An 11616-nucleotide genomic window follows, 5' to 3' on the forward strand; every position below is an offset into this window, starting at 1 on the left:
AATTCGACTGACGCCCAATAGAAAGGGGCACGACGTGATTATCCTCGGTATCATCCTCGCGATCATCGGTTATGTCGCCGGAATCGCGATTCTCGAGACGATTGGCGGCATCCTCGTCCTGGTCGGTGTGGTCCTGTGGATTCTGGGAGCGGTCGGACGTCCGGTCGCCGGCCGCAAAGTCTGGTTTTAGCGGCGCCCAAGTCGTTTCGCCGCCGTTGCCGACGGTGAAGGGTCCACGTAAGTTCGTTTGATGGCCGAGATCCTCTTCGTCGTCTCCGCAACGAGTTACTGGACGCTCAACGATGGGACGCGGCACCCGACCCGCTATTGGGCCGAGGAATTCGCGGCACCCTATGACGCGCTCCGCCGGGCCGGCCACCAGATCGTGGTGGCCACGCCCGGCGGAGTCGTGCCGTATGTCGATGTGATGAGCTTGCGCCCGTCGATGGCCGGCAGCGCCGAGATCGCCGAGAAGTTGGAGGAGATACTGCGCGGTGCCGAGGAACTCCGCAGGCCGATTCAACTCGCCGGGGTGCGCTTGGACGATTACGACGCTATCTACTATCCCGGCGGCCACGGGCCGATGGAAGACCTATGGCGCGACGCCGACTCCGGCAGGTTGCTGATCGCTGCCCTCGCGTCGGGCACGCCGCTGGCGATCGTCTGTCACGCCCCCGCGGCGATGCTGGCCACGCGCCGCGACGGGTAGTCACCCTTCGCCGGTTACCGGGTCACCGCGTTCACCAACGAGGAGGAGGACGGCGTCGGCCTGCGCGCGAAGGCGCCGTGGACGGTCGAGGACGAATTGATCAAGATGGGCGTCGAGTTCGTCAAGGGCGAAATGTGGAAGCCCTTCACGGTCGTCGATCGCAATCTGTACACCGGGCAAAACCCTGCGTCGGCGGGGCCCCTCGCCGAGAAGGTGCTCGAAGCGCTGCCGCGTTGACGGACGTGCAAATCGTTTATTACCGGGCGATATCGAAAGTCCTCACGCGTTGGGCGCCACCGCAATCGACATGGTGTCCAGGTAGCCATCGATGCCCTCGGGACCCAGCTCGCGACCATAGCCGCTGCCCTTGACGCCGCCGAACGGCGCGAAGGGATCCATGGTGTAGCCCTGGTTGATTCCCAACGTCCCGGTGCGGACGCGCCCGGCGATCACCAGTGCCCGTTCGGTGTCGGCGCTCCATACCGATCCGGCCAGGCCGTAGTCGGAATCGTTGGCGATCGACAGCGCATCGTCCTCGTCGCGGTAGGGGACGACGGTGATCACGGGCCCGAAGATCTCTTCGCGCGCAATCCGCATCGAGTTGTCGGCGGCGGCGAACAGGGTGGGACGGACATACCAGCCGCGGTCGAGGCCATCGGGCGGCTCGGTACCGCCGAGCACCATGCGGGCCCCCTCGGATTGGCCGACGTCGATGTAGTTGCACACCCGTTGCCGTTGGCGCTGGGACACCAGCGGCCCCATCTGTGTGGCGGGATCGCTGGGATCACCCACGCGGATGCCGGCCATTTCCGCGGCCAGCGCGTCGACGTATTCATCGTGGCGCTGCTCGGGCACCAGAACCCGAGTCAGCGCGTTGCAGATCTGCCCGCTGTTGGACAGGCTGGCCGAGCGCACGCCAGCGGCCACCTTCTCGGGTACGGCGTCGTCGAGGACGATGGCCGCGGACTTGCCGCCCAGCTCGAGACCGACCCTGGTCAGGTTGGCGCCGCACACCGCGGCGACGGCGCGGCCCGCCGCGGTGGAACCGGTGAACGACACTTTGTCCACACCCGGGTGACCGACCAGCTGCTCGCCGATCGCCGCGCCGCCGGGCAGCACGCTGACCACACCCGGCGGCAGGCCGATCTCGTTGATCATCTCGGCCAAAAGCAGTGCATCCAAAGGAGATTCGGGTGCCGGCTTGAGTACCACCGGGCAGCCGGCCAGCAGCGCTGGCACCAGCTTGCTGACGATGAGGAACTGCGGCATGTTCCACGGCACGATTGCGGCGACCACCCCGACCGGCTGCTTGCGCACCAGGACCTCGCCGCCAAAGAACCCCGGCCGATTCTCCTGCCATCGGTGGCGCTCGGCCAGATCGCAAAACGCGCGCATCATCATCGCGGGCAGACCGACCTGGGCGCGCTGGGCGAAGGTGATCGGCGCGCCGATCTCGGCGGTGATCACGTCGGCCATCTCCGCGCGCCGCTTGTCGTAGCCGTCGGCCAGGCGGCGGATCGCGTCGATGCGCTCCGCCGGCTCCGTCCGGCTCCACGGCCCCGTGTCGAACGCGGCGCGGGCCGCGCCGACCGCCGCGTCGACATCGGCCGGCTCGGCGGCGGTGACCTGGGCAATCGGCTGTTCGGTGTGCGGTGAGATGACTTCCAAAACGTTCACCCGGCCCTCCCAAGGCGGCAGTATCAACTACTTGCGATTACCGGTGCGAGGATATACCGTCGGCCCGACACAGTCCCACGGACAGGAGTTGTCATGCCCCGATTCCCCAAGCCGTCGGAGGGAAGCTGGACGCAGCACTACCCCGAACTGGGCACCGGGCCGGTGTCCTACGAGGACTCGATCAGCCCGCAGATTTACGACCTCGAGCGCGACGCCATCTTCAAACGAGCCTGGCTGAATGTCGGCCGGGCGGAACAGGTTCCACGGAAGGGGAGCTATTTCACCAAAGAGCTGAAGGTCGTCAACACCTCAATTATCGTGGTGCGCAACGGCTCTGGCGAGGTCAAGGCATATCACAACATCTGCCGGCATCGCGGCAACAAGCTGGTGTGGAACGACATGCCGCTGCAGGAGACCAGCGGTGTGTGCCGGCAATTCACCTGTAAGTACCACGCCTGGCGCTACGACCTGGACGGAAACCTGACCTTCGTCCAGCAGGAAAACGAGTTCTTCGACCTCGACAAGAGCCGGTACGGGCTGGTGCCGGTGCACTGCGAGGTTTGGGAAGGCTTCATCTTCGTCAACTTTGCCAAGCAGCCCGCCCAGTCGCTGCGGGACTTTCTCGGGCCGATGGTGCTGGGACTGCAGGGCTACCCCTTCACCCGGATGACCTCCCGGTGGGCCTACCGGTCCGAGGTGAAAGCGAACTGGAAACTGTACATGGACGCGTTCCAGGAGTTCTATCACGCGCCGGTGCTGCACGCGAACCAGTCACCGACCGCCTATTCAAAGGCGGCCGCCGAGGCGGGATTCGAGGCTCCGCACTACCGCCTGGACGGTCCGCACCGATTGGTCAGCACCTCCGGAGTCCGGGCCTGGGAGATGGCCCCAGAGATGCGCAAGCCGATCGAGGATATCTGTCAGAGCGGACTGTTCGGTCCCTGGGACAAACCAGACCTCGGTGAAATGCCATCCGGCCTGAACCCCGCGAAATGCGAACCGTGGGGCCTGGATTCGTTCCAGCTCTTCCCCAACTTCGTGATCCTGATCTGGAGCCAGGGCTGGTATTTGACCTATCACTACTGGCCGACGTCGCATCACAGCCACATCTTCGAGGGCACTCTGTATTTCCCGCAGCCGCGCACCCCGCGCGAGCGGGTGGCGCAGGAACTGGCCGCGGTGTCGTTCAAGGAGTACGGACTGCAGGACGCCAACACGCTGGAGGCCACCCAGAGCATGATCGAATCCCAGGTGCTCGACCGGTTCCTGCTCTGTGATCAGGAGATCCTGATTCGGCACCTGCACAAGGAGACCGCCGCATGGATCGAGGACTACCGGCGCGCCACGGAGCAATCAACGGCGGGAGTGTGATCGCAGTGCTGCCAACCGAATTCGCCGATCTCGAGCCCTTTACGGAGTGGTGCCTGCCCACCGAGCCGGAGCGCTACGCCAAGCGATTGACCAGCTCGATGACGGAGATGAAGGCCTTCTACGACGCGATCACTCCGCGTGCCGAGGAAGCGCTCAGCTACTGTGACAAGTTCCCGCTCGACGGCCTGCCCGAGGACGTCCTCAACCTGATGCACCTGTTGTATTCGATGATCATGGTGTCCTTCCCGGTGGAGTGCTGGAAGCAACCCCGGGTGCCCGACTCGGGGGCTTCCACCCTGGAGTGCGTGGCCGAGCCCAGTCCATGACCACCGTCCTGCGCGCGGCCCGCTGGGCCGACGTCGACACCGGCGAGATCCACTCACCGGCAGTCGTGGTGATCGACGGCAACCGCATCACCGCCATCAATCCGGAAGGGCTAGTGCAGGATCCGTCCACGGTCGTCGACCTCGGCGACGTGACACTGCTGCCCGGCCTGATGGACATGGAACTCAACCTGCTCATCGGCGGGCCGGGCGGACCCGATGGATTACCCGCGCCGATGCACGGCGTTCAAGACGACCCCGCGTACCGCACCCTGCGCGGCGCCGTCAACGCGCGGACCACCCTAAACGCCGGGTTCACCACCGTGCGCAACCTCGGGCTGATGGTCAAGACCGGTGGTTACCTGCTGGACGTCGCGCTGCAGCGGGCCATCGATCAGGGCTGGCATCCCGGTCCGCGGATCTATCCCGCGGGACACGCCGTGACGCCGTACGGCGGACACCTGGATCCCACCGTGTTCCAACGGCTGGCGCCGGGCATCATGCCGCTATCGGTCGCCGAAGGCATCGCCAACGGGGTGCCCGACGTCATCGCGTGTGTGCGTTACCAGATTCGTCACGGCGCCAAGCTGATCAAGGTGTCGGCCTCCGGCGGGGTCATGTCACACAGCACCGCCCCGGGCGCCCAGCAGTATTCGGACGCCGAATTCGCCGCGATCGCCGACGAAGCCCACCGCGCCGGGGTGCGAGTCGCCGCCCACGCCGTCGGCGACTCGGCGATCCGGGCGTGCATTCGCGCGGGGATCGACTGCATCGAACACGGCTTTCTGGCCACCGACGAGACGATCCAGATGATGGTCGATCACGGCACCTTCCTGGTGTCCACCACCGGCCTCACCGACCTGATGGCGATCGACCGGATCGCCCCGGAACTGCGCAAGAAGGCCCAAGAAGTCTTCCCGCAGGCAAAAGCTATGCTGCCCAAAGCAATTGCCGCCGGCGTCCGTATCGCCTGCGGCTCCGATGCACCCGCGATCCCGCACGGTCAGAACGCGGAGGAGCTCGAGGCCCTGGTGGCGCGGGGAATGACTCCGATGCAAGCGATCCGGGCGGCCACCGTGGTGGCCGCCGAACTCATCGACGCCGATCATGAGCTGGGCCGCCTCAAACCCGGCTACCTCGCCGACGTGATCGCGGTTCCGGGCGACCCATCACGCGATATCACAGCCACAATGGACGTCTCCTTCGTGATGAAGGATGGACAAATCCACAAGTCGCCCATCAGCTAGAGCGGAGCCCCGGCATGGAACTCAGCGAAAACATTCTGTGGCTGCTCAAGCAGGCCTTCTACTTCTCGTTGACGACGGTGAACGACGCGATCAGTCCGCACGGAGTCAGCACGGCCCAGATCGGTGTGCTGCGCCAACTTTCCAACGAACCCGGCCTGTCCGGCGCCGAACTGGCCCGGCGGCTGCTGATCACCCCGCAAGGTGTCCAGCTGGCGGTCACCGCCCTGGAACGCCGCGGTCTGGTGGAGCGCAGACCGGATCCCGGGCACAAGCGCATCCTGCGGGCCTATCTGACGGATCAGGGACGAGATGTCGTGGCCCAGGTACTCGGCGCTGCCATTGACGCGCACGAAAAGGTGTTCGGCGTGCTCAGCGCCGACGAACAGGAGACGCTATGCGAATTGCTGGGCCGGGTCGTGGAAAAGGGCACCGGCCACGAGCTGACCCAGCGCGATATATCTAGTACTTGAGATGAATAACAAGTACTTGATACTCTGCCCACATGCAGGAGTCCCGCGCGCCGTCGTATGCCGGACCTGCCGACGGTGGCACCGAGAAGGTGACCATCGAGCTCGATCGGTCCACCACCACGGTGGCCTACTCGGCGGGCGACACCCTGCTGCAAACCGCGCGAATGGCCGGCCTGTCTCCGCCGTCGTCGTGCGAGGTCGGTTCGTGCGGAACATGTATGGCCCGGCTGACCGAGGGTTGCGCGCGGATGCTCAACAACGATGCGCTCGAAGACGACGAGGTGGCCGAGGGTTGGGTGCTGACCTGCCAGGCCCTACCAACCAGCCCCACGGTACGGGTGGTCTACGAGTGAGGTGGGCATGAGCAGGGTGGCCGTCGTGACCGGCGGTGCGTCGGGTATGGGTGAGGCGACCTGCCACGAGCTGGCGCGTAGGGGGCTCGGCGTCGCGGTCCTCGATATCAACGAGCAAGCGGCGCAACGTGTTACCGAAGACTTGCGGGCGGTCGGGGCCACCGCGATCGGTCTGGTCGCCGATGTCACCGAACGGGACGCCGTCGAGCACGCGTTCGCCATGGTGCGCAGCGAGCTGGGACCGGTGTCGGTGCTGGTGACCAGCGCGGGGATGTTCGGGTTTTCCCCGTTCGCCGACATCACCCCGGAGTCCTGGTCGAAGATCATCGACGTCAATCTGACCGGGACGTTCCACTGCTGCCAGGTTGCATTGCCGGACATGGTCGCCGCGAAATGGGGCCGGATCGTGATGATTTCGTCGTCCAGCGCCCAGCGGGGGTCACCATTCGCCGCCCACTATGCGGCGGCTAAGGGTGCGGTCATCACCCTCACCAAATCGCTGGCCCGCGAGTACGCGTCGCACGGGATCACGGTAAACAACATCCCGCCCTCGGGCATCGAAACCCCGATGCAGCATCAGGCGCAGGCCGCGGGATACCTCAAGTCCAACGAAGAGATCGCCAGCAACATCCCGCTGGGGCACTTGGGCACCGGAGCCGACATCGCCGCGGCGGTCGGGTTCCTGGCGTCCGAAGAAGCCGGCTTCATCACCGGCCAGGTGCTGGGTGTCAACGGCGGAGCGGTGATGTGACGGCTCAAAGCCGCCAAGCCACGAGGAGGTTCAGATGACGCGAGAGGATAGGCCCCCGGAGGGCTCGTGGACCGAACACTATCCCGAACTGGGCACGGGCGATATCTCGTTCGCCGACTCCACGTCCAAAGAATTCTTCGAGGACGAACGGGAAGCGGTCTTCAAGCGCGCGTGGCTCAACGTGGCCCGGATCGACGAGCTGCCACGCATCGGTAGCTACGTCACCAAGGAGATCGAGGTCGCCCGGACGTCGGTCATCCTGGTCAAGGGGGGCGACGAACAGATCCGCGCCTTCTACAACGTCTGCCGTCACCGGGGAAACAAGCTGGTGTGGAACGACTTTCCCAACGAGGCGACCCACGGAACTTGTCGTCAGTTCACCTGCAAGTACCACGGCTGGCGCTACGATCTCGACGGCACGCTGAAATTCGTGCAGCAGGAATCGGAGTTCTTCGACCTCGATACCGCCGACTACGGCCTGCGTCCGGTGCACTGCGACATCTGGAACGGTTTCATCTTCATCAACTTCGACGCCGAGCCGCGGCAGAGCCTGCGAGAGTTCCTGGGCCCGATGATCACCGGCCTGGACGGCTACCCCTTCGGCAAATTGACCGAACGCTACGAATGGGTGGCCCACAACAACAGCAACTGGAAGATTTTCGCCGACGCCTTTCAGGAGTACTATCACGTGCCGTCGCTGCACCCACAACAGGTGCCTCCGGAGGTGCGCGACCCAAAGGCCGGATTCACTTGCGGCCATTTCCAACTCGACGGTCCGCACCGATTGGTGTCGACGGCGGGACGGCGCCGCTGGCTGCTGCCGGAGGAATATATGTATCCGATCGAGCGCGTCACCCAGAGCGGGCTCGTCGGCCCCTGGCGCACCCCGGACATCGGCGAGTTGCCGGCCGGGCTCAACCCCGGCGGCATCGAACCCTGGGGGATCAGCAACTTCCAGATCTTCCCCAACACCGAAATATTGATCTACGGCGGCTGGTATCTGCTGTACCGATACTGGCCCACGTCGCACAACACCCATCGGTTCGAGGCCTATACCTACTTCAGCCCGGCGCGTAGCGTACGCGAGCGCATCGAGCACGAAGTCGCCGCGGTCGTCCTCAAGGAATTTGCCCTGCAGGACGCCGGGATGCTCGGCGGCACCCAGGCCGCCCTGGAGTACGGCATCGTCGACGAGTTCCCGCTCAACGATCAGGAGATCTTGGTCCGGCATCTCCACAACGTGGTCGTCGACTGGGTTCAGGAGTATCGGCAGCAGCACGCTCCGGCGCGGGCGGGAGTTTGACCATGCCAGATGCGTTGCTGCCCAGCGGTTTCGCCGAGCTGGAGAGCTATGCCCGGATCTGGTGTATGGCCACCGAGACCGAGCGCTGGAATAGGCGCATAGCCAGCAGCATGGCGGATATGCACGCGTTCTACGACGCGTTCTTCCCTCGACTCGAAGAGGCTATCAACTACTGCGACAAGTTCGACCTCGACGATCTCCCGGACGACACGCTGAACCTGTTGCACCTGATCTATTCCCTGATCATGGTCGCCATGGCGGTGGAGATCATGCACCAACCCGCCCCGACCGACGCCGCCGACGCGGTGATGATCCGTACCGACGCGCCGGTGCCCTAGCGCATGTCGTGCAGAGAGGACAGACCATGAGTCTGCTCACCATCACCAAGCTCAGCGCCTGCGTCGGTGCCGAAGTCACCGGCCTGGATCCCGCGCGCCTGGGCGGCAACGACCCAGTGGCGGAAACGATCCTGCAAGCGTTAGAGGACAACGGAGTTCTTGTCTTCCGCGAGTTGGGACTCCAACCGGAGGCCCAGGTCCAGTTCTGCCGCCGCCTCGGCGCCATCGACCACTCTTCGGACGGCCACCACCCGGTCGCCGGCATCTACCCAGTCACCCTGGACACTGCGAAGAACGCCTCGGCCGCCTACCTGAAGGCGACGTTCGATTGGCATATCGACGGATGCACGCCGACTGGCGACGACTATCCGCAAAAGGCCACCGTGCTGTCGGCCGTACAGGTGGCCGACCGGGGCGGTGAGACCGAGTTCGCCTCGGCCTACGCTGCTTACGAGGCGCTGACCGACGACGAGAAGCACCGCTTCGGTGTGTTGCGAGTGGTGCATTCGCTGGAGGCGTCCCAGCGTCGCGTCACGCCGGACCCCACTGCCGAGCAGTTGGCACGGTGGCGCTCCCGGCGCACCCACGAACATCCGTTGGTGTGGACGCACCGCAGCGGCCGCAAGTCCCTGGTGCTGGGCGCCTCGGCGGACTACGTGGTGGGGATGGATCTCGACGAGGGCCGCGCCCTGCTGGCCGAGCTGCTGGACCGGGCCACCATCCCGGACAACGTCTACAGTCATAGCTGGTCGATCGGTGACACCGTCATCTGGGACAACCGCGGCGTGCTGCACCGGGCGGCGCCCTACGATCCGGATTCGCAGCGAGAGATGTTGCGCACCACCGTTCTTGGCGACGAGCCGATTCAGTAGGTCCACACATGAGCAACCGGCATCCGCTGCGGCTGGCCCCGCTGCCCGCCGATGAATGGGACGACCACAGCCGCGGCGCCATCGCCGCGCTGATTCCGCCCGAGCGGGCCCATCCGGCGGGTGCCGGCAATGTGTTGTCGACCCTGGTTCGCCACCCGGAGCTGACGCGGGCCTATCTGCCGTTCAACGCCTATTTGCTGACGCGCTCGACGTTGTCGCCCCGGGTCCGCGAAGTGGCGCTGCTGCGGGTGGTCTCCCGGCGCGACTGCGGCTATCTGTGGGGGCACCATCTTCCGATCGCCCGCCGGGCGGGACTGACCGACGGTGACATCGCGGGCATTCGGGACGGCAACCTCGCCGACGCCACCGACCAGGCGGTACTGCGGGCCGTGGACGACCTGGTCGACGGCGGCACCATCCGCACGCCGGTCTGGGAAGCGCTGGGCGACCATTTCACCGATCAGCAGCGGATGGATCTGGTGTTCACCATCGGTGGTTACGTGCTATTAGCCATGGCGGTCAACACGTTCGGCATAGCAGACGAGGAACAGTGAATTCCCTTCTCGTCCGAGATCGAGCCCGAAGGGTTCCGAGTCGGCCCAAACGGACACCGCGGTGACCGCCGTGGGGGTAGCGGCGGAACGAATTTCGATCCGGTCTCCGGGACAGCTACATCAGCAGCGCCGCAGGGCCAAGGAAAGGTAGACAAGTCCAACGAGGACGGGGACTTCGATTAACGGTCCGACCACGCCGGCCAGGGCTTGGCCGGACGTCACGCCAAAGGTGCCGATCGCCACGGCGATGGCTAGTTCGAAGTTGTTACCAGCCGCGGTGAACGCCAACGTGGTGGTCCGGGCGTAGCCGAGCCGCAGGGCCACTCCGAGGGCGTATCCGCCGGCCCACATGATCGCGAAGTAGGCCAACAACGGGAGCGCGATGCGGGCGACATCCCATGGCCGGGAGGTGATCTGGTGTCCCTGCAAGGCGAACAGGATGACGATGGTGAACAACAGACCGTACAGTGCCCATGGTCCGATACGTGGAAGGAATTGGGCCTCGTACCAACGCCGGCCCTTGGCACGTTCGCCGAGAAGGCGGGACAGGTACCCGCCCAGCAGCGGGATGCCGAGAAAGATCAGCACGGATCTCGCGATGTCCCACGGGGAGACGGAGATGCCGGTTTGCGGCAGACCCAGCCATCCGGGCAGCACGGACAAATAGAACCAGCCCAGCACGGCAAACATCACCACTTGGAAGATCGAGTTGAGCGCGACCAGGACCGCTGCCGCTTCGCGGTCTCCGCACGCCAAGTCGTTCCAGATGATGACCATGGCGATGCAGCGGGCCAGGCCGACGATGATCAGACCGGTGCGGTATTCGGGAAGATCGGCGAGCAGCAGCCATGCCAAGGTGAACATCATCGCCGGTCCAACCAGCCAATTGAGCACCAGCGAGGCGACCATGAGTTTGCGGTCGTCGGTGATCTCGCCGAGCTGGTCGTAGCGCACCTTGGCAAGCACCGGGTACATCATCACCAACAGGCCCAGCGCGATCGGTAGCGAAATGCCCTGGATCTCAACAGCGCTCAGCGCCGATCCCAAACCTGGCACCATCCGGCCAAGTAGGAGACCGGCGGCGATGGCCAGCCCGATCCACAGCGGAAGCGTCCGGTCCAAGGTCGAAAGCCGGGCGACTGTGCGTGCGGCCGCCGGCCCGCCCCCGGTCTGTATCACGGGCAGCGCTCCGCGAGCATGTCGTTGACGTTCAATGTGGATGAAAGTTGCTGCAAAGCCGAGGGAATCACCCAGTAGTACACCCAGGTGCCGCGACGTTCGCAATCGATCAGGCCGGCCGAACGCAACAGTTTGAGATGGTGGGAAATCGTTGGTTGGGAGACGTCGAACGTCGCCGAGATTTCACAGACGCAAGCCTCCCCGCCGGGATGGCTCGCGATCAGGCTTAGCAATCGCAGCCGCACCGGGTCGCTGAGCGCTTTGAACATCGTCGCCAAGGTAGCGGCCCGCGAGTCGTCGAGCGCCGTCGCGCCCAAACTCGGGCAACACCCCGGCGGCGTTTGATTCGACATTCTTCTATATAAGCACATGCGGTGGGTTCCGCCGCACTAGGTTGCGTCCAGCAGAGTGGTGTACGAGTCGGACCTGATCAGCGGTACCGGCGTGTCGTAGCCGAGTGATTGGAGGT

The 11616-nt window shown here is 65.0% G+C and carries 14 protein-coding genes and 2 pseudogenes; 13 read left to right on the forward strand and 3 right to left on the reverse strand.

Annotated features, from left to right (window positions below; all coding sequences use genetic code 11):
* Positions 1–34 precede the first annotated feature (34 nt).
* The 3 genes from AWC25_RS26590 to AWC25_RS27925 all read left to right on the forward strand — a co-directional run bounded on the left by AWC25_RS26590 (position 35) and on the right by AWC25_RS27925 (position 946).
* Positions 35–190, forward strand: a complete 156-nt coding sequence (locus AWC25_RS26590; RefSeq protein WP_142278840.1) for a hypothetical protein — start codon at positions 35–37, stop codon at positions 188–190.
* A gap of 60 nt (positions 191–250) precedes the next feature.
* Positions 251–709 (forward strand): DJ-1/PfpI family protein, encoded by a 459-nt coding sequence (locus tag AWC25_RS14385; RefSeq protein ID WP_372513440.1) that lies wholly within the window; start codon positions 251–253, stop codon positions 707–709.
* 105 nt (positions 710–814) lie between these two features.
* A complete protein-coding gene (locus AWC25_RS27925; protein WP_372513441.1) occupies positions 815–946 on the forward strand; it encodes a hypothetical protein in 132 nt (43 codons plus the stop codon).
* Between the two features lie 42 nt (positions 947–988).
* Here AWC25_RS27925 and AWC25_RS14390 read toward each other — a convergent pair whose 3' ends face one another.
* Positions 989–2413 (reverse strand): aldehyde dehydrogenase, encoded by a 1425-nt coding sequence (locus tag AWC25_RS14390; RefSeq protein WP_085166978.1) that lies wholly within the window; start codon positions 2411–2413, stop codon positions 989–991.
* A 66-nt stretch (positions 2414–2479) separates the two neighbouring features.
* Between AWC25_RS14390 and AWC25_RS14395 the strand changes: the two genes are divergently transcribed.
* From AWC25_RS14395 to AWC25_RS14440, 10 genes and pseudogenes are all read left to right on the forward strand, one after another.
* On the forward strand, positions 2480–3757 hold the full coding sequence (locus AWC25_RS14395) for an aromatic ring-hydroxylating oxygenase subunit alpha (protein ID WP_069400022.1): 1278 nt from the start codon (positions 2480–2482) through the stop codon (positions 3755–3757).
* Positions 3706–4083, forward strand: coding sequence for a hypothetical protein (locus tag AWC25_RS14400; RefSeq protein ID WP_069400021.1), 378 nt, complete (start codon positions 3706–3708; stop codon positions 4081–4083). Before AWC25_RS14395 ends, AWC25_RS14400 begins: the two co-directional genes overlap by 52 nt.
* On the forward strand, positions 4080–5327 hold the full coding sequence (locus AWC25_RS14405) for a metal-dependent hydrolase family protein (protein WP_069400020.1): 1248 nt from the start codon (positions 4080–4082) through the stop codon (positions 5325–5327). Before AWC25_RS14400 ends, AWC25_RS14405 begins: the two co-directional genes overlap by 4 nt.
* Positions 5328–5341: 14 nt before the next feature.
* Complete coding sequence (locus AWC25_RS14410) at positions 5342–5797, forward strand: MarR family winged helix-turn-helix transcriptional regulator (protein ID WP_069400019.1); 456 nt, start codon at positions 5342–5344, stop codon at positions 5795–5797.
* Between the two features lie 59 nt (positions 5798–5856).
* Positions 5857–6150, forward strand: a pseudogene (locus AWC25_RS14415) (2Fe-2S iron-sulfur cluster-binding protein); the annotation flags it as partial.
* 7 nt (positions 6151–6157) lie between these two features.
* Positions 6158–6901: an SDR family NAD(P)-dependent oxidoreductase gene (locus AWC25_RS14420; RefSeq protein WP_069400079.1), complete on the forward strand. Its 744-nt coding sequence runs from the start codon at positions 6158–6160 to the stop codon at positions 6899–6901.
* Between the two features lie 34 nt (positions 6902–6935).
* Positions 6936–8204, forward strand: a complete 1269-nt coding sequence (locus AWC25_RS14425) for an aromatic ring-hydroxylating oxygenase subunit alpha (protein ID WP_085166979.1) — start codon at positions 6936–6938, stop codon at positions 8202–8204.
* Positions 8205–8206: 2 nt separating this feature from the next.
* Entirely contained in the window at positions 8207–8542 is a 336-nt protein-coding gene (locus AWC25_RS14430) for a hypothetical protein (RefSeq protein ID WP_142278841.1), read from the forward strand.
* Positions 8543–8568: 26 nt separating this feature from the next.
* Positions 8569–9414 (forward strand): TauD/TfdA dioxygenase family protein, encoded by an 846-nt coding sequence (locus AWC25_RS14435; RefSeq protein ID WP_069400015.1) that lies wholly within the window; start codon positions 8569–8571, stop codon positions 9412–9414.
* An 8-nt stretch (positions 9415–9422) separates the two neighbouring features.
* Positions 9423–9968, forward strand: coding sequence for a carboxymuconolactone decarboxylase family protein (locus tag AWC25_RS14440; protein ID WP_069400014.1), 546 nt, complete (start codon positions 9423–9425; stop codon positions 9966–9968).
* Between the two features lie 129 nt (positions 9969–10097).
* On the opposite strand, the pseudogene arsB reads toward AWC25_RS14440, so the two are convergent.
* Positions 10098–11147: pseudogene (gene arsB / locus AWC25_RS14445) on the reverse strand (ACR3 family arsenite efflux transporter); the annotation flags it as partial.
* Complete coding sequence (locus tag AWC25_RS14450) at positions 11144–11500, reverse strand: ArsR/SmtB family transcription factor (RefSeq protein ID WP_069400012.1); 357 nt, start codon at positions 11498–11500, stop codon at positions 11144–11146. The gene AWC25_RS14450 and the pseudogene arsB, both read right to left, overlap by 4 nt.
* Positions 11501–11616 lie beyond the last annotated feature (116 nt).

This window comes from Mycobacterium sherrisii (assembly GCF_002102355.1).
GTDB classification, from domain to species: Bacteria; Actinomycetota; Actinomycetes; order Mycobacteriales; family Mycobacteriaceae; genus Mycobacterium; species Mycobacterium sherrisii.

Bases quoted from the DNA above. Each gene is read 5' to 3' on its own strand.
- AWC25_RS14435 (WP_069400015.1), top strand. From the start codon at position 8,569: ATGAGTCTGCTCACCATCACCAAGCTCAGCGCCTGCGTCGGTGCCGAA.
- AWC25_RS14430 (WP_142278841.1), top strand. From the start codon at position 8,207: ATGCCAGATGCGTTGCTGCCCAGCGGTTTCGCCGAGCTGGAGAGCTAT.
- AWC25_RS27925 (WP_372513441.1), top strand. From the start codon at position 815: ATGGGCGTCGAGTTCGTCAAGGGCGAAATGTGGAAGCCCTTCACGGTC.
- AWC25_RS14425 (WP_085166979.1), top strand. From the start codon at position 6,936: ATGACGCGAGAGGATAGGCCCCCGGAGGGCTCGTGGACCGAACACTAT.
- AWC25_RS14450 (WP_069400012.1), bottom strand. From the start codon at position 11,500: ATGTCGAATCAAACGCCGCCGGGGTGTTGCCCGAGTTTGGGCGCGACG.
- AWC25_RS14420 (WP_069400079.1), top strand. From the start codon at position 6,158: ATGAGCAGGGTGGCCGTCGTGACCGGCGGTGCGTCGGGTATGGGTGAG.
- AWC25_RS14410 (WP_069400019.1), top strand. From the start codon at position 5,342: ATGGAACTCAGCGAAAACATTCTGTGGCTGCTCAAGCAGGCCTTCTAC.
- AWC25_RS14395 (WP_069400022.1), top strand. From the start codon at position 2,480: ATGCCCCGATTCCCCAAGCCGTCGGAGGGAAGCTGGACGCAGCACTAC.
- AWC25_RS14405 (WP_069400020.1), top strand. From the start codon at position 4,080: ATGACCACCGTCCTGCGCGCGGCCCGCTGGGCCGACGTCGACACCGGC.
- AWC25_RS14385 (WP_372513440.1), top strand. From the start codon at position 251: ATGGCCGAGATCCTCTTCGTCGTCTCCGCAACGAGTTACTGGACGCTC.
- AWC25_RS14400 (WP_069400021.1), top strand. From the start codon at position 3,706: ATGGATCGAGGACTACCGGCGCGCCACGGAGCAATCAACGGCGGGAGT.
- AWC25_RS14440 (WP_069400014.1), top strand. From the start codon at position 9,423: ATGAGCAACCGGCATCCGCTGCGGCTGGCCCCGCTGCCCGCCGATGAA.